The organism is Chitinophaga varians, from assembly GCF_014529945.1.
Taxonomy (GTDB): Bacteria; Bacteroidota; Bacteroidia; order Chitinophagales; family Chitinophagaceae; genus Chitinophaga; species Chitinophaga varians.
Map to the genome: position 1 here is coordinate 321,306 of NZ_JACVFB010000001.1, position 16,340 is coordinate 337,645.

Here is a 16,340-nt window from a genome sequence, read left to right on the forward strand (position 1 = left end):
ATCGACTACTGGTTTTTGCTGACCATGACGTGAACTTTTTGTGTCATGGGAATCAGCGTCAGAACTACTTTTAATCCCTTCGCAGTATTCACAAAGATATTCCCGACAGGACCTCCGTTGTCTATGACCTTGGTCAGCACGTAGTCGGATGCTTTTAGCTCTGCAATGATCTTTGGTCGCACCGTTGCGCTTTCACTCCAGCTGACTATTTTTATCTTGTTTTCAGGAGTAAACATGTAGCTGGCATTGACGCCACCTTTCTTAAAGGACTCAATGACTTCGTCGGTTTCCTGAAAAACAAACTGTTTGCTTTTGAAAGCAGCAGCTACCTGTGATCTGGATTGTTGCAGGTAACCTTCCAGTTCCCTGATTTTAAATTCCTGTGCAGAACAGTGGTGGCTCAACAGTGACAGCGAAAGGCCGGTCGCGGCCAGAAAAAAGATTTTTTTCATAGGTGGTTTATATAATGGATTTTTATCTGAGTGTTTTTGAAATAGTCAGTGTTTCCCGGCTGAGCATCAGGTTTAACTTATCTTCCAACCATTCCCGCGTCTTTCTCCTCAGTTCTCTGATCAGCATGGTATGCTGCATTGTTTCACCGGCTACCGCTATCGTTTCAATGTCGGCAATGCGTACACCATGCACCAGTATGTCCGGCAGGAAGAGGAACCAGCCCGGCTCCATGCAGCCGCTACGCAGGTCTCCAACGATGCATCGTTCGCCTCGCTCGTAATTGATAAAGCAGTTGACAGGGTCGAATACGTCTTCAGCACAAGGGACATAGGTGTTTGCTTTTAGGTAACGGGATTTGTAGCAAGCCTCACTGGTTAGGGTCAGTGAGGCTTGTATGGTAAATATATTATTCATTTTTAATATTGATAAAAAAATTTCCTGCTTGTCATGACTGGTTCATAACGGGGCGTGCTTTTTTCCCGGGAGCGGGTTTTGGCGTTGATGTCTGATGATCGGGCATTTTATACAAACAAATCAGCACGATAACGAGCATGGCTATACTAAAAATAGCGGCGGCACGGTAAGCAGTGACATATTCCGGGAGTCCGGGCGTGGCGCCTGCGTAGTAAAAGAACACGCCGCCCACCACGGCAGCACCCATGGCAATGGCTGATTGTTGTGCGGTGTAATAGGTGCCGGAGGCCGCGCCGGCAAATTCATGCGGAATACCTTTGAGGGAAAATGCGAGCAGCGATGGCAATACCGCGCCGCATCCTACGCCGTAGGTAAACAGGATGGCGGAGAACACATAAGGCGGCACGCTGCGGGTGACCAGGAAAAGGCAATGCAGCACAAACGAAATAATCATGATCGTCACGCCGGCCATCAACACTTTCTTGCCGAGAGCAGGGATCAGTTTAACGGAGAGGATGGAGGCTATCACGTAACCGATGCCCTGAAATACAAAGTACGCGCCGGTTGTATGCGATGCGAGGCCCAGTCCGTCCTGGAAAAACACGCCGGTGATCAGAAAGTAGGATTCCTGTACCAGGAAATAAAAGATGGAAGCATACAGCCCGGTGCGAAAGTCTTTGTTGCGGAACAGGCGTGCATCGATGAGCGGCGCTTTCCCTGCCGCGAGTTTCCGTTGCTGGTCGCGGCTGAAGAAGAATAGCAGCGCTATCGCTGCCAGGAAAAGGATAATGCTCCATGCAGGCCAGCCCAGTTCGCGGCCTTGTATCACGGGAAATACCAGGCAGAAAAGCGCTGGTGTCAGCAGCGCCACGCCGCCATAGTCGAACCGCTGCGAGGTGTTCCTGGGTGTTTCATGCAGGAAAATAGCGGCACAGGCCAGTGAGAGAAGGCCCAGCGGGAGGTTGATAAAAAATATCAGCCGCCAGCCGTCGATGGCGAAGTGGGTGTCTGGCAACACACCGCCGAGAAACTGCCCTATCACGGAAGCAGATCCGGCGATGATGCCGTAGATGCCGATGGCTTTCATCCTTTCTTTTGGTTCGGGGAAAAGCACCTGTATGTAAGACACGCCTTGTGGCGTCATCAGCGCTGCTGCCAGTCCCTGTACGAACCGGGCAATGTTGAGCTGAAGGCCTGACTGCGCGAGACCACAAAACCCGGAAGCCACCGTAAACAGAAACATGCCGGTGAGGAAGATTTTTTTACGGCCGTAATAGTCGCCCAGTCGCCCGCCGGTGATCAGCAGGCAGGAATAACCCAGCAGATAGATGGCCACCACCAGCTGCAGTTCGCTGTTGGTGCCGTTTAATCCTCTTTTGATGGCCGGCAGCGCTACGTTGACGATAAAGATGTCAATCACCGCCAGGAAGATGCCCGCAGATACAATGGCCATCGATAACCATCTTGATGTATTGTTTTGCATACAATAAATTATATAGATAGATCTATCTATTTTTAAACAAAAAAATTAATACGATTCATACATATCGTGTGTGGCGGATATTCTGTCGCCGGAGGGTATACCGAGAAAGCGGGACACCAGGCTGCCAACGGCATCAGGCGCATCTTCCGGGCTGTAGTGCCCTGTTTGCGGCAGCTCATACACTTTCCCGTGGGGGAACAGCGACCGGAAAAGTGGCAGGAAATATTTTCCGTGAAGGGTGCGGTCTTCCATGCCCCAGATGGCCATAGCAGGCAGGCGGCTGATGATTTCTCTGGCTTCGGCGGTAGGTACCGCAAACTGATGCATCCCTGTGGCGAAACCGGCCGCCCAGCCTGTTACACCGCGACAGTCGGCTGCAGTGGGGAAGGGGCTGCCATAGGCTTCCAGCCAGGTAGGCGTAATCAGCGCATTATTTTCAAATCCGTTCAGCTTCAGCGTGCTCAGGATATGGTAGCCGGTTTCATTCAGCACGGTTTCTAACCGGCCTTCCTGCGCAGCGCGTACAATCCAGCTGAACCAGGGAGACTCCTGCGTATTGGCGGTGAGCGCGTCGCCCAGCTCCGGCTGACCGAAAGGTACCGGTCCATTGATACTGACAACAGCACTGATCCGCTCCGGCTGTCTCGCGGCGAGTCCCATGCCTACCGGTCCGCCAAAGTCATGCATCACCAGTACAATTTCCCGGAGGTCCAGTGCCAGTACCAGTCGCTCGATATTGTCAACATGGTCCTGCAGCCAGTAAGTACGGTCTGCCGGCGTTTCACTTTTTCCGAATCCCATATGGTCGGGAACAATGACCCGGTGGGTGCGGGAAAGCTCCGCAATCAGATGCCTGAATAAATAACCCCACGTAGGTTCGCCATGCAGACAAAGCACTACGGGTCCGCTGCCTTCGTCTACATAATGCATCCTGAACCCCGGCGCGTCGGAAAACTTAGGCGCATAGGGGTACGTTCCATTGAATGTTGATTCACTGGGTATCATATTATATCGTTTTTTTTAAATAGATAGATATATCTATTTATGTGAGAAGAAAAAAATTAATCGATTAATTTTTTAATGAATTTGCGGACTTGTTCCAGCGCCTGCATATTCCTGGAAATGGTGGTATTGACAGTAGCGCCTTCCACCATCAGAAAGAAATTTTCCGCGAGCAGCTTCCTGTCCAGCTCACCGGTGTCTTTCAGCTCCCGGAACAGCCCTTGCAGCAATACACGTTGTTTATTTTTATGGGAAGCTACCATCTCCTGTATCTGCGCCTCCCCGGACCCCATCTCTGAAATAATTTTGGTAAAAGGACAACCACAGAAATCGGATTGTTTTTGTTGCTCTATCCGGAAGTCCACAAACTTCAGGATCTTGTCTTTGGCACTGCCGGCGCCCTTACAGCAACGCTCATAGCCTTCAAACCATTCGTCTTCCTTCCGCTGCAGATAGGCCAGTAACAGGTCGTTTTTGGAGGGGAAGTGATTATACAGGGAACCAATGGCAATATCCGCTTCGGCAATGATCTGGTTAATGCCGGTCTGATTAAAGCCCTGCCGGGAGAATAACTCCGTCGCCACATTCAATATCCGGTCCCGCACTTTTACTTTTTCCTTCATAAAACTGTTTTTACAAAAGCAAATATAGCTCATTTTTAAAAAATAGAGAGGTCTATCTAAAAATGAGGAATCCTGTTTCCGGTTATATTAATCCCTGATCCGGTTACTTCCCCGTTTTAAGGTTAACGGAATTTTGTTGTCAAAGTAAAAAAAGATGGATGTAACACATTATCGCACCCTGGGCCGGTCGGGCCTGAAAGTGAGCCCGCTGACGCTCGGCGCCATGACATTCGGAACAGACTGGCACTACGGTGCTTCACCGGAAACCTCCAAAGAGATACTGGCAGCCTACCTGGATCAGGGTGGCAACATGATAGACACGGCCAACATTTATACCAGAGGACATTCAGAAAAAATCATCGGAGATTATGTGAAAGAAAGCCACATCAACAGAGACAGGCTGGTGATCGCCACCAAGTTTTTCGGCAGCATGCGGCCCGGAGACCCTAACAGCGGCGGTACAGGCAGGAAAACAATCATCGCGTCGCTGGAAGCATCGCTGCGGCGGCTGCAAACCGATTACATAGACCTCTACTGGATGCACGCCTTCGACCCGCACACGCCCATAGAAGAAACGCTCTATACATTGGAAAAACTGGTGCAGTCAGGGAAAATCAGGTATATCGGGGTGTCAGATACGCCGGCTTGGAAAATTGCGGAGGCGCAGACGATAGCACACTTCCGGGGCTGGCCCGCTTTTATCGGCTTACAGATAGAATACTCTCTCCTGGAAAGAACAGTGGAAGCGGAACTGGTACCAATGGCCCGCGAGATGCAACTGGGCGTCATGCCCTGGTCGCCCCTGAAACAAGGGCTGCTCTCCGGAAAATATACACGGGAGAATAAAGACCAAACGCTTAGCAAACGTTCAACGAACGGGCCTGTCAGTGAAAAGGTGTACGACCTGACGGAGGCACTGAACAACATCGCTGCCAACTATCGTGTACCCACATCGGCCATCGCACTGGCCTGGGTGATGGCAAGGGAAGGGGTTACTTCCACCATCATCGGCGCCCGTACCGCGGAGCAACTGCAACAGAACCTGCAGGCATTGTCAGTAACCCTCTCTCCGCAGGTGATGGCGGAGCTGGACGCCCTGTCGGCGCCGGAACCTGTTTTCCCGTACACCTTACTGGCCAATGCCCGGCATATTGCGCAGGGAGGCGCTACCATCAACGGACAGGCTTCCGTGTTGCCGGCCATCCTTCCCAGGAAGGAGAACGATCATTATTGACACGATATGTCTTATTTTTATGGCATGAAGAAAACAATGCCATCACCGGCGATATATCCGGATATCGCCTCTTTTCACAACGAACTGGGACTGCCGGCGCCGCAACATCCGTTGATCAGTTATGTCAGCTACGAAGGGATGCAGTTCCAGCGTGAGTTTTCTTCGCGTATCATGCTCAATTTCTACAAGGTTTCTTTTATTCATAAGACCAACGGCATGGTCCGTTATGGCCAGCACTATTATGACTTCAAAGAAGGTGGGTTGTGTTTTATGGCGCCGGGACAGCTGATCTCCGGCGCATCGCCGGAAAAAAGCCTGTCGGGCGTGATCATTTTTTTTCATCCTGATCTTATCCGGTATCACCCGCTGGGAAAGAAAATCCGACAATATGGTTTCTTCTCCTATGCCGTATCAGAAGCATTGCATCTGACAGAGAAAGAAAAAGCCGTGATCCTCAGAATATTTGAACAGATAGGCCTGGAGCTGGACACACCGGCCGACCGCTTCAGTCAGGACCTGCTGGTATCGGGGCTGGAGCTGTTGCTGGACTATAGCAATCGTTTTTATCACCGCCAGTTTGCCGCGCAACGGGAAGATGACCATGGCCTGCTGAACCGCCTCGACACGGTATTGCTGCAGTATTTCGATAGCGACGCGCCTGCCCGCTCGGGATTGCCCAGCGTGCAATATGTTTCTGAGCAATTGCATTTTTCGCCTGATTATCTGAGCGATCTGCTGCGGGCCAATACCGGATTAAATACGCAGCAACATATCCACCGGAAATTGCTCGAAACAGCAAAAGACCTGTTGGGCGCCGGAGAATGGAGCGTGGCGGATATCGCCTACAGACTGGGCTTTGAGCAACCACAATCTTTTAATCGCCTCTTTAAAAGTAAGACGGGTTTATCGCCGCTGGCCTATCGTCAATCCCTCAAAGCAGGGACTAACACCTTATAATTTGGCATCTTCTGCCGCTACTTTTTTCCTTCTTTCCAGTTCCTCGGTGGAAGGTGGTTTCGCTTCAATAGCCCGTGTATGCAATGCTCCGGCAGCTTCGTAGGTAGTGAGGATCACCCCGGTGGAAGTAGGGGTAGCGTCTGTGAGTTTCCAGCTACCGGGAAGTGTGCCGTCCTCAAACAGGCGCTTGCCCGAACCGATGGTGACAGGGTGGAGCCACAAATGCGCGATATCTACCAACTGATGTTTCAGTAATGTCTGTGTCAGCTGGCTGCTGCCGTAGACTTGTAAATCAGGGCCCCCGGTTTTTTTCAACGCTTGCAGTTGCGCCACCACATCATCGGTAATCAGCGTTGAATGTTGCCATGGCAACGGAATATCATGATGCGAGACGACAAACTTCTCTGCGCTGTTGAATTTTTTACCGATAGGATCGTCATAATGCGGCCAGTGGGCAGCAAAAATATCGTAGGTGCGTCTGCCCAGTAACAAATCGAAAGGCTGACTCATTACATCGGTCAGCTTCTCGTGCAGGATATCGTCTCCGAAAGGAGCCACCCAGCCACCCCATTGAAATTTGCCGGAGGTATCTTCCTGCGGCCCACCGGGTGATTGTATCACGCCATCCAGCGTAATAAAATTTATGATGATGATCTTTCGCATAACATCTGAATTTGTACTACAAAAATACAGGAGGTAGTTAACCTGCATACTGTGTAAATGCGACTTTTTGAGGGTGGGATTACGGCAGTTTACAGCAGTGCTATTTTACGCAGCACTTGTTGTTTCTCTATGGGGGAGCGGGCCAGCGACAAGGCCTGTCGAAGGCAGGCGGCCGCTTTGTCCGGTTGGATATTTTTATACAGCTCGCCTAACAACACAAAATAAAAATGATTGTTGGTCAGCGGAATTTTTTCCGCTTCATCGATGGCTGTTTGTGCTCCGTGTACTTTGTAAACGGCATAGGCGCGGTTCAGCGCTACGGCGGGGGAGAAGTTCACCTGTAGCAGCTGATCATACAGCTGTAGGATGTCCTGCCATTTCTCAGGTGTGTCCGTCTGCTGGCAATGCCGGTAAGCGATACCGGCTTCGAGATGATAAGAGGTTAGTTGTCCGCCTTGCGCAGAACGTTCGAGGTAACGAACACCCTGATGAATCAGTGCCTGGTCCCATTGGGAATTGTCCTGTTCTTCATAGAGCACCAGCGACGTTTCGTCGTTTTGGCGTGCTTCAAACCGGGAGGCATGAAAACACATCAGGGCAATCAATGCGTTGGTAGCAGGCAGACTGGTTTTCTCGTAATCGGCCAACATCAGCCCCAGCCGCAGCGCTTCGAGGCACAGCTCCTGTTGCAGCACGCGACTTTGAGTGCCCGAATAATATCCTTCGTTAAACAACAGATAAATGACATGCAGTACATTATCGAGTCGTTCGGCGAGCATGTTCTCCGGGGGCATCTCCAGTTTTATCTGTGCGGTCCGGAGTTTTTCCTTCGCCCGGAACAGTCTTTTATTGATGGTTTCTTTACTGGTGAGAAAGGCTTCTGCAATTTCGTCGATGCCAAATCCGCAGAGTATGCGTAACGCCAGTCCTATCTGGCTTTCGCTGGCGATAGCCGGATTGCATATGGCGAAAATCATTTGCAGCTGGCTGTCCCGTATATGTTGGTCGGAGAAATCGAGCGTCTCTTCTGATGCCTGACCTGCTTTGATGGCGGGCATTACTTTTTCTTCATAGATTTTGTTGCGCCGAAAGTGGTACAACGTTTTTTGTCGCGCTACGGCGTAGAGCCATGCAGCAGGATTATCGGGTACCCCTTTCAGGCCCCATGTTTCTGCTGCCACGAGGAATGTTTCACTGACAATGTCTTCCGCTGTTTCGATATGCTGCAATCCAAAACGGTGACTGATGACTGCCACCATGCGGGAGAATTCCTGTTGAAATAATTGTTTTAGTGAAGGTGCTGCTTCCATAACAGGGCGCCACCTGCCCGCAAGGCAGGTGGCGATAAAATTGTTTACGATTACATATACAAAGGCCTGATCTCTACGCTGCCGCCCATCTCTACGGCAGGGCAGCCATGAGCCAGGGTGGTGGCCGCTTCCAGGTCTTCGGCCTTCACGATGATAAAGCTACCGAGTATTTCCCGGACTTCCACAAAAGGGCCGTCGGTCACCACGCCACCGGACTTCAATACCTTGCCTTCCAGCGACAGGCGAGGGCCATGGCTGGACAGTTTGTCCTGTGCCACGATACCATTAACCCAGTCTTTCCATTTCTGTGCCAGGGCCTGCATCTCGCTGGGGGAAGCATTACTATAATCGTAGCTGGGCTGGCGGAATAATAACATGAACTCTTTCATCGGATCATTCAATTAAAGTGATGTAAAAAGATAACATACATAGGATGACTGGAAAATGAAAAATTGGACATCTTTTAAAAAAAATAATTTCCGGTAGATAAACATACAATTATTCCGGCATGTTTGTTAAGGCGGTAATTCTTCTGTTAGCAGGCCTCAGATACCAGGATAGCACGATGAGTACCACGAAAATGCTCTGCGCGGTCACCGCTGTCAGCCCATCACCACTTACGAGATGGGAGATCACGGCGCCGGTCATCAGAAAAAAGAACCCGGCATAAGCCCATTCCTTCACCAGCGTCATCCGGGGCATCAGCAGCGCCGTAACGCCCAATAGTTTCCAGGTGCCCAATATGGTCATTACGTAAACAGGATACCCCAGATGAATGATACCCTGTGTATTCCAGGGAGCGCGCATCAGTTGAGCAATACCACCGGAGAGCATGCCGGCGGCCAGTAAACCGGTAGTGGTCCAATAGGCGATGTTCCGGCCCTTAACATTTGATTGCATAATGAAATAATTTTTGTTTCATCAGTATGATGACTGAGGGGCAGAGAATGAGACAGGGGAGGGAAGGTTTTTTGTTAATACAGATCGGTTTACGGGAATAGGGGATTTAGCGGAGCCGTGAGCCCTACTTTCGCGCCTTATCCAGTATTGTTATGCCTGAACAACAAAATATTGAATATAAGACATCCTGGAGGGATGAACACCTGAAATGGATCTGTGGTTTTGCAAATGCCCAGGGAGGTAGAATATTTATCGGTTTTGACGATAAGGGAATGGTAGTGGGAGTAGACGATTATCGAAAGCTGATGGATGAAATACCTAATAAGACTGTGAACCATCTGGGGCTGGTAGTGGATGTTAACCTTCATCAGCGGGAACACCATTATTATATTGAGATTGTCGTCCCGGTAAGCACAGTGCCTATTGCCTATCATGGTGTTTATCACTATCGTAGCGGCAGTACCAGGCAGGAACTGAAGGGAATTGCGTTGCAGAACCTGTTACTGAAAAAGATCGGTAAGAAATGGGAGGAGTTACCCGTGGAGGGAGCCACCATAGAGGATTTTGACCGGGAAACGATCGATGTTTTTCTTCGAAAAGCCCGGATGAAAGAGCGAATACCGGCAGAAGCGTTAACCCTGGACACCCTCTCCTTGCTGAAAAAGCTGGAGCTGATGGCGCCAACAGGAGACTTCTCCCACGCCGCGCTGTTATTGTTCGGAAAACGTCTGGGAAGAGTTTCCATTACAGCGAGCTTTAAGATTGGTAGATTCGGCAAGTCAAACCATGACCTGTTGTTTCATGACATGATAGAAACCAATATTTTCAGCATGGCTGACAGTGTGATGGAGTTACTGGACCGGAAGTATCTTATCCGGCCTATATCTTATCAGGGACTACAACGGTTGGAGCCTTTGGAGTATCCCGAAGAAGCGCTTAGAGAAGCGATCTGTAATGCCATCATACACAGGGACTATTCGAGTACATATACTTTCCTCCGCGTGTTCGATGACCGTTTACATCTCTGGAACCCAGGTAATCTCCCTGAAGAATTAAAAATCGATGCATTAAGGGAAAACCACTCGTCTTATCCCAGAAACAGAAATATCGCTAATATATTCTATAAAGCTGGTTACATCGAGTCGTGGGGAAGGGGTATTAACAGAATTGTGGAGGCTTGTGTGGAGGCTGGGCTGCCAGAGCCGGTGATGGTGGAGGAACAGGGTGGCTTTAGTATTGTGTTCTATAAAGATACCTATACAATTGAAAATCTGAGGAGGTTAGGTTTGGAAGATCGTCAGGTGAAGGCGCTTATGTTCATAAAGGAGCATCTTCAGATAAGTAATAAACAATATCAGGATTACTTTTCGGTATCTAAACGGACTGCAACGTCAGATCTGCAAGCATTGCTGTTAAAGCAGTTGATTAAAAAGGTGGGTTCAACCGGTAGAGGTACCTTTTATGTACTATCGAAACCTAAAGGGGCAATTAAGGGTGCTAAAGGGGCAATAAAGGGGCAAAATAGGCCTTAAAGGGGCAATAAAGGGGCAAAAGGGGCCAATTAATTAAATCCTTTTCTATTATTCCTTACGCCAACGATGCCCGCAATACCTGCATTGGCATGCTTGCGGTGTTCTGGCCAGCCTATCGCATTGGGGGCAGCGATTGAAGAATATCTTGTCACCATATCGGTACTGTATCCGCATGGCTACTTCCAATTCAAACTTATCGATGCCATCTTCCAGCAATGTCTGCACGGTTTCATTCTCTGTTATCCAGCCCGCCTCCCGATAATGCCGGGTAAGGGTATCGTTGGTCTGGTAGCTCTCCCTGAGTTTTTTGTATTTGTAGATGCGCAGGGTACAGTCAACGATCAACCCTATTTTACTTTCCATCAGGGTACTATAGTATTTCAGGATATATTGTACGGTGTCGGGATGCATGATCATCATTTGAGCAGCCCCATGGGCGTAATACCGAACTTCTTTTTAAACGCCCGGTGGAAATGTTGCGGATGCGTATAGCCGAGGCCGTAGGCGATTTCGGAAATATTATGTTCTCCCTGTAATATCTGTTCGCGGGCGACTGCCAGTCTTTCGTTGCTGACAAAAGCGAAAACACTTTGTCCGAACAATAACCGGAAACCTTTTTTAAGCTTGAATTCATTCAGTCCGCATACGCGTGACAGCTCGGCCAGAGAAGGAGGGTAGGCCAGGTGTTCCAGGAGGTATTGCCGGGCATGATGTAGTCGCTCACGGTCGGCGGTACGGAGCGCATCCGCGCCGGCTGGTTTATGGGCAGCCAGTAATGCCTCGCATTGCAGGCCGAACAACTGTAGTATCTGTGTTTCAAAATGCAACCGCTTCAGCCCCTGCGGAAGAGGGCTTTCCCATAGGTGGTCCAGGGTGTGCTGCAACCGTGGCGTGAAGTAGGCCGTTGGCGAATGCACGACAAATGGAGTGCCCTTTGCTATCCTATCTGTCAGATGGTGTAACTCCGGGGCGTAGCTGTCGAGCAGCGCTATCATTCTCTCCGGTTTGATATGCACGCCCAGATTGCGAAAGCCTTTGTTATCGGCCAGTTCATTTTTCTCCCAGGATTGGGGATTGAACAGCAGGTTGGCGTATCCCTGTGTGAACAGCTGGCGTGATATCAGTCCTTCATGGGTTTGGTATAGTTGTCCTGACATCACAAAATTGAGCTCCACGAAAGTCTTCTCGTTATAATGCTGCCAGGAGAACTCCGGGGGACCGGCCACCACGCTGCCGTCTGCGATGGCCATATCCTCGCAGAGGACGAACCTGCCACTACCGTCTATGTCCGGCATCGGCAAACGGTACTGATGTACTTCTCCCTGAGGGATCAGGAAGGCGTCTCTGAAAGCGGCGTTATGGTTTGCAGAGGATTGCATGATTACAAATGTAGGATGAAACAGTTACAAAAATGGTACTTATTTATCCGTTTTATGCACCCCGTCCCGTCGCTGAACCGGCAATTTTGTGAAAACATTTTTTCATGACAACACAACATCAGCTGCAGGTACCGGTATTGATTGCCGGTGGCGGTATTACCGGTCTTTCGGCCGCTTTATTTCTTTTACAACAGGGCATCCGGCCGTTGCTGGTGGAACGTCACCGCGGTACGTCCATCCACCCGAGGGCGCGCGGTTTTGACATCCGTACCATGGAGCTGTTCCGGGAGCTGGGCATCGGCGAGGCGGTACGGGAAGCTGGTAAAGCACTGGGGCCGGCCTGGGGCGTGTTACGGGCGGACACACTGACGGCAGCGTTAAAGGACCTGAAGCCCAGGGAAGGGGGACGTATCACTTATCCCAGTCAGCTGAAGGGGCTGGAAAGCCTGGCGGCGCTGACGCCGGAAACCGGCGCCCGTTGTACACAGGACCTCGCAGAGCCGGTACTGCGCGCAGCCGCGGAGGAGCGGGGGGCGGACCTGTTGTTTTACACCGAGATGATTTCTTTTTCGCAGGATGACAACGGCGTGAAAGCGGTACTGCGCGACCGGGAAACAGGCGAGACCACTATCGTGACGGCAGACTATCTCATTGCCGCTGACGGCGCCGGAAGCCCGGTCAGACAACAATTACAGCTCCCGGTTACCGGTCCGGGCGTGCTGGCCGATTTCCTCAATATCTATTTCGAAGCCGATATGGCTGAACTGGTGCTGGATCGGGAGTTCAGCATCTGTATCATCGACACGCCCGGCATCATCGGTTTTGTGACGGCCATTAATAACAGCGACCGCTGGGTGTATCAGCTGCGGTACTATCCCGAAAATGGGGAGCGGGTAGAAGACTATACGGAAGAAAGGCTGGTCCATCTATTGCATACCGCACTGGGCATGCCTGAACTGCCTATGCGTATCCTGAGCGTACTGCCGTGGGAGATGACTGTCCGCGTGACAGACACCATGCAGCGCGGCCGCATCTTCCTCGCCGGCGATGCCGCGCATGTGATGACGCCCTACGGCGGCAAAGGCGCCAATACAGGCATCCAGGACGCGCAGAACCTGGCCTGGAAAATAGCGGCGGTGTTAAAAGGTCATGCCGCCCCCTCACTGCTGGGATCCTATACCACGGAGCGGCAGCCGATAGGCCTGTTCAATGCCCTGTCTTCAGCAAAGCTGGCAGATGAACGCGGCATCCTGAAAGAGAAAGAGATCATGCAGCGAATGGCAGCAGCGCCACCAAAGGACGGTGAGGCGATAAAGGAGCAGGAGATGACGCTGACGCAAAACATACGCACACTGATCGGGATACCGGATTATCAATACCCGGTGACCGTGGCCTCGGAATGTCCGCCGGCGCCGGCTGAAAAAGTGCTGTATGGCCTTCCTGGTACAAGGGTGCCGCATCTGTGGCTGGATGAAGCCCGTAAACAATCCACCCTCGATCTGCTGAAAGGACGCTTCACGCTTTTTGTGCATGGCGATACCGCACCCTGGCAGGAGGCGCTGAATGAACACGCTGTTTTCGTACGGGTGTTCCCGTTGGCCGGCAATATAGTGGCGCAGTGGGAAGAAGCTACCGGCGCTATGCCCGGCGATGCGCTGCTCGTAAGGCCCGACGGCTTCGTTGCCTGGAGAGGCAACGTGGAAAAAGCCGCTCAGCTGCCACTGAAGGAACTGCTGTCATAAGTGAACAGTAGTTGTTCGAATCTGAACATAGATGTAAATTTTATTATTTGTATTATTTTGATATTTAGTAGTTGATATCATGGTTTCTTTTTTGGTGGGCAGGTATCGTTTTTAGGTATAAATTCCCCTGCCATGTTAAGAAATTATTTCAGCGTAGCCATACGTAACCTTTGGAAGAACAAAGCTTTTTCGGCCATCAATGTGTTGGGCCTGGCGATAGGCCTGGCCACCAGTTTGCTGATCATTCTGTACGTACTCGATGAACTGAGCTACGACCGCTTTCACGCTGCTGCTGACAGGACCTATGAAGTAGATGCGGACATCAAATTCGGTGGTTCCCGTTATGATGTGGCTACGGCGCCGGCGCCGCTGGGCCCGGCCCTGAAAGCGGACCTGCCGGAAATAGAAGAGGCAGTGCGTTTTCGCAAATATGAGGGCTGGCTGGTTCGCAAGGGAAGCCAGAATATCAAAGAGAACAAAGTAATTTTCGCCGACTCTACGCTGTTCCGCGTTTTTTCCCTTCCGCTGCTGGCCGGCGACCCGGCTACGGCGTTAAAAGAACCGCGCACCGTGGTGATCACGGAGAAAACGGCGGTTAAGTATTTTAACACCGCCGACGCGGTGGGCCGCGACCTGGTGATCGATGACAGCGTGCCTTATAAGGTGACCGGCGTACTGAAACCATTCCCCGGCCAGACGCTGCTGGACTTCGACTTCTTTGTATCACTCGCTGACGCGCCTGAAAGCAGAAATGACAAGTGGCTCGCCAATAATTTCAACACCTTTTTAGTGCTGCGCAAGGGCGCCGATCCGAAGAAACTGGAGGCAAAGCTGGGACCGGCCACCGCGAAATACATCGCCCCGCAGCTGGTGTCCATGATGAACACGTCGCAGGAGGAACTGGCACGCAATGGTGACTATATCCGCTATTCGCTGATGCCGCTGACAGACATTCACCTGTACAGTAGCAAATCGTATGAATTGAGCCCCACCAGCTCTATTCAGTATGTATACATCTTCTCGGCCATCGCACTGTTTATCTTGCTGATCGCCTGTGTGAACTTTATGAACCTGTCTACCGCCCGCTCTGCCAACAGGGCGCGGGAAGTGGGCATCCGTAAGGTCATGGGCTCACAACGTTCACAGCTGGTGGCGCAGTTCCTGACAGAATCGCTGTTGGTCAGCGCAGTGGCCATGTTGCTGGCACTGGGTATCGCATGGCTGCTATTGCCGCTTTTTAACCAGGTAGCGGCCAAACAGATCACCCTCAGCTTGTTCAGCAGGCCGTGGCTGGGATGGATATTGCTGGCACTTGTTCTTACAGTGGGATTACTGGCCGGTAGTTATCCGGCCTTCTTCCTGTCGGCCTTCCGGCCGGTATTGGTGCTGAAAGGCACGATTGCCTCGGGCTTCCGGAACAGTATGTTGCGTAACGGGTTGGTCGTGTTCCAGTTCAGCATCTCCATTTTCCTGATGGTAGGCACGCTGGTGATTTACAACCAGCTTCGTTTTATCCGTAACAAACAACTGGGCTTCGATCGCGACCAGGTGCTGGTGTTGCAGAATACCAATGTACTGGGCAGCCAGGCACGGGCCTTCCGGCAGGAGATCATGGGACTGAACGGCATCAAGGCGGGCACCATGACATCATTCCTGCCTACCAGCGCCAGCCGCAACGACGGGCCCATGTTCCTCCATCCAGTGCCCGATCCTAAAAATGCGGTGACCATGCAAATGTGGTCGGTAGACGATCAGTATATTCCGGCCCTGGGCATGCAGATGAAAACAGGCAGGAACTTCTCCGCCGCTTTTGCCACCGACTCACAGGCCGTGGTGATCAATGAAGCAGCTGCACGGCTGATCGGGCTGAAAGATCCGCTCAACCAGAAAATATATGAATGGCGGGACATGGACAGCAAAAACGGGAACGGCTATACGATCATCGGCGTGGTAAAGGATTTTAATTTTAATTCCTTACGGGAACAGGTAACGCCGCTGGCGCTGTTTCTCCATGAAGACAAGGGCAGCATGGCTTTTCGTATACGCAGTAACGATATGCCGGCACTGATGGCACAGGTGGAACAGCAATGGCGTGCCATGGTGCCTAACCAGCCTTTCAGCTACTCTTTTATGGATGATGATTTTAATAACCTGTACCGGTCAGAAAGCAGGATGGGCAAGATATCCCTGTCGTTTGCGGTACTGGCCATTTTCATCGCCAGCCTCGGATTGTTTGGACTGGCGGCTTATGCAGCGGAACAACGGACCCGCGAAATCGGTATCCGTAAAGTGCTGGGCGCTACCATGACCAACATCGTCCACCTGCTGTCCAAAGATTTTCTGAAACTGGTGATGATCGCCATTGTCTTTGCCTTCCCGCTGGGATGGTGGGCGATGCACCGCTGGTTACAGGACTTCGCTTACCGGATAGGTATCGGCTGGGAAGTATTTGCCATGGCAGGTTTTATGGCCGTAGGCATAGCCCTGTTGACTATCAGTTTCCAGGCTATCCGCGCAGCATTGGCCAATCCGGTGAATAGTTTGCGGGCACAGTAAGCTGATCTCCATTTAACCCAATAAAAAGGCCGCTTCTTCCTTTGAGGCGGCCTTTGCTTTTAGATGAGCGTCCACATCGAAGTCCTTACCCG

At 51.2% G+C, this 16,340-nt stretch carries 16 protein-coding genes; 5 read left to right on the top strand and 11 right to left on the bottom strand.

The window, feature by feature from the left end:
* Positions 1–5: 5 nt before the first annotated feature.
* From ICL55_RS01230 to ICL55_RS01250, 5 genes are read right to left on the bottom strand one after another with little or no spacing between them, the layout of a single operon-like run.
* Positions 6–452: a hypothetical protein gene (locus ICL55_RS01230; RefSeq protein WP_188094223.1), complete on the bottom strand. Its 447-nt coding sequence runs from the start codon at positions 450–452 to the stop codon at positions 6–8.
* A gap of 22 nt (positions 453–474) precedes the next feature.
* Positions 475–867, bottom strand: a complete 393-nt coding sequence (locus tag ICL55_RS01235) for a hypothetical protein (RefSeq protein WP_188094224.1) — start codon at positions 865–867, stop codon at positions 475–477.
* 31 nt (positions 868–898) lie between these two features.
* Positions 899–2,350, bottom strand: a complete 1,452-nt coding sequence (locus ICL55_RS01240) for an MFS transporter (RefSeq protein WP_223151254.1) — start codon at positions 2,348–2,350, stop codon at positions 899–901.
* Between the two features lie 45 nt (positions 2,351–2,395).
* Positions 2,396–3,355 (bottom strand): alpha/beta fold hydrolase, encoded by a 960-nt coding sequence (locus ICL55_RS01245; protein WP_188094225.1) that lies wholly within the window; start codon positions 3,353–3,355, stop codon positions 2,396–2,398.
* Between the two features lie 56 nt (positions 3,356–3,411).
* Entirely contained in the window at positions 3,412–3,975 is a 564-nt protein-coding gene (locus tag ICL55_RS01250) for a TetR/AcrR family transcriptional regulator (RefSeq protein WP_188094226.1), read from the bottom strand.
* Positions 3,976–4,129: 154 nt separating this feature from the next.
* Between ICL55_RS01250 and ICL55_RS01255 the strand changes: the two genes are divergently transcribed.
* On the top strand, positions 4,130–5,209 hold the full coding sequence (locus ICL55_RS01255; protein ID WP_188094227.1) for an aldo/keto reductase: 1,080 nt from the start codon (positions 4,130–4,132) through the stop codon (positions 5,207–5,209).
* 24 nt (positions 5,210–5,233) lie between these two features.
* Positions 5,234–6,166 (top strand): helix-turn-helix domain-containing protein, encoded by a 933-nt coding sequence (locus ICL55_RS01260; protein WP_188094228.1) that lies wholly within the window; start codon positions 5,234–5,236, stop codon positions 6,164–6,166.
* Here ICL55_RS01260 and ICL55_RS01265 read toward each other — a convergent pair.
* The 4 genes from ICL55_RS01265 to ICL55_RS01280 all read right to left on the bottom strand — a co-directional run bounded on the left by ICL55_RS01265 (position 6,161) and on the right by ICL55_RS01280 (position 9,039).
* Positions 6,161–6,829 carry a dihydrofolate reductase family protein gene (locus tag ICL55_RS01265; RefSeq protein ID WP_188094229.1) on the bottom strand — a complete coding sequence of 223 codons (669 nt, stop codon included), beginning with the start codon at positions 6,827–6,829 and terminating at the stop codon, positions 6,161–6,163. The two genes, ICL55_RS01260 and ICL55_RS01265, sit on opposite strands and share 6 nt — an antisense overlap.
* 89 nt (positions 6,830–6,918) lie before the next feature.
* Positions 6,919–8,139 (bottom strand): RNA polymerase sigma factor, encoded by a 1,221-nt coding sequence (locus tag ICL55_RS01270; protein ID WP_188094230.1) that lies wholly within the window; start codon positions 8,137–8,139, stop codon positions 6,919–6,921.
* Between the two features lie 50 nt (positions 8,140–8,189).
* Positions 8,190–8,528 carry a YciI family protein gene (locus ICL55_RS01275; RefSeq protein WP_188094231.1) on the bottom strand — a complete coding sequence of 113 codons (339 nt, stop codon included), beginning with the start codon at positions 8,526–8,528 and terminating at the stop codon, positions 8,190–8,192.
* A 109-nt stretch (positions 8,529–8,637) separates the two neighbouring features.
* Positions 8,638–9,039, bottom strand: coding sequence for a DoxX family protein (locus ICL55_RS01280; protein WP_188094232.1), 402 nt, complete (start codon positions 9,037–9,039; stop codon positions 8,638–8,640).
* Between the two features lie 152 nt (positions 9,040–9,191).
* Here ICL55_RS01280 and ICL55_RS01285 point away from each other — a divergent pair, with 152 nt between their 5' ends.
* On the top strand, positions 9,192–10,571 hold the full coding sequence (locus ICL55_RS01285) for an ATP-binding protein (protein ID WP_188094233.1): 1,380 nt from the start codon (positions 9,192–9,194) through the stop codon (positions 10,569–10,571).
* Between the two features lie 48 nt (positions 10,572–10,619).
* Here ICL55_RS01285 and ICL55_RS01290 read toward each other — a convergent pair whose 3' ends face one another.
* Positions 10,620–10,982 carry a hypothetical protein gene (locus ICL55_RS01290; protein WP_188094234.1) on the bottom strand — a complete coding sequence of 121 codons (363 nt, stop codon included), beginning with the start codon at positions 10,980–10,982 and terminating at the stop codon, positions 10,620–10,622.
* Positions 10,983–10,987: 5 nt separating this feature from the next.
* Positions 10,988–11,950: a helix-turn-helix domain-containing protein gene (locus ICL55_RS01295; protein ID WP_188094235.1), complete on the bottom strand. Its 963-nt coding sequence runs from the start codon at positions 11,948–11,950 to the stop codon at positions 10,988–10,990.
* Between the two features lie 104 nt (positions 11,951–12,054).
* On the opposite strand from ICL55_RS01295, the gene ICL55_RS01300 reads away from it, so the two are divergent.
* Positions 12,055–13,692, top strand: coding sequence for an FAD-dependent oxidoreductase (locus tag ICL55_RS01300; protein ID WP_188094236.1), 1,638 nt, complete (start codon positions 12,055–12,057; stop codon positions 13,690–13,692).
* Positions 13,693–13,824: 132 nt separating this feature from the next.
* The gene (locus ICL55_RS01305) at positions 13,825–16,248 is read left to right on the top strand and encodes an ABC transporter permease (protein WP_188094237.1); all 2,424 of its coding nucleotides are present in this window, start codon (positions 13,825–13,827) and stop codon (positions 16,246–16,248) included.
* Positions 16,249–16,340: the final 92 nt, after the last annotated feature.

Bases quoted from the DNA above. Each gene is read 5' to 3' on its own strand.
- ICL55_RS01230 (WP_188094223.1), bottom strand. From the start codon at position 452: ATGAAAAAAATCTTTTTTCTGGCCGCGACCGGCCTTTCGCTGTCACTG.
- ICL55_RS01235 (WP_188094224.1), bottom strand. From the start codon at position 867: ATGAATAATATATTTACCATACAAGCCTCACTGACCCTAACCAGTGAG.
- ICL55_RS01240 (WP_223151254.1), bottom strand. From the start codon at position 2,350: ATGCAAAACAATACATCAAGATGGTTATCGATGGCCATTGTATCTGCG.
- ICL55_RS01245 (WP_188094225.1), bottom strand. From the start codon at position 3,355: ATGATACCCAGTGAATCAACATTCAATGGAACGTACCCCTATGCGCCT.
- ICL55_RS01250 (WP_188094226.1), bottom strand. From the start codon at position 3,975: ATGAAGGAAAAAGTAAAAGTGCGGGACCGGATATTGAATGTGGCGACG.
- ICL55_RS01255 (WP_188094227.1), top strand. From the start codon at position 4,130: ATGGATGTAACACATTATCGCACCCTGGGCCGGTCGGGCCTGAAAGTG.
- ICL55_RS01260 (WP_188094228.1), top strand. From the start codon at position 5,234: ATGAAGAAAACAATGCCATCACCGGCGATATATCCGGATATCGCCTCT.
- ICL55_RS01265 (WP_188094229.1), bottom strand. From the start codon at position 6,829: ATGCGAAAGATCATCATCATAAATTTTATTACGCTGGATGGCGTGATA.
- ICL55_RS01270 (WP_188094230.1), bottom strand. From the start codon at position 8,139: ATGGAAGCAGCACCTTCACTAAAACAATTATTTCAACAGGAATTCTCC.
- ICL55_RS01275 (WP_188094231.1), bottom strand. From the start codon at position 8,528: ATGAAAGAGTTCATGTTATTATTCCGCCAGCCCAGCTACGATTATAGT.
- ICL55_RS01280 (WP_188094232.1), bottom strand. From the start codon at position 9,039: ATGCAATCAAATGTTAAGGGCCGGAACATCGCCTATTGGACCACTACC.
- ICL55_RS01285 (WP_188094233.1), top strand. From the start codon at position 9,192: ATGCCTGAACAACAAAATATTGAATATAAGACATCCTGGAGGGATGAA.
- ICL55_RS01290 (WP_188094234.1), bottom strand. From the start codon at position 10,982: ATGCATCCCGACACCGTACAATATATCCTGAAATACTATAGTACCCTG.
- ICL55_RS01295 (WP_188094235.1), bottom strand. From the start codon at position 11,950: ATGCAATCCTCTGCAAACCATAACGCCGCTTTCAGAGACGCCTTCCTG.
- ICL55_RS01300 (WP_188094236.1), top strand. From the start codon at position 12,055: ATGACAACACAACATCAGCTGCAGGTACCGGTATTGATTGCCGGTGGC.
- ICL55_RS01305 (WP_188094237.1), top strand. From the start codon at position 13,825: ATGTTAAGAAATTATTTCAGCGTAGCCATACGTAACCTTTGGAAGAAC.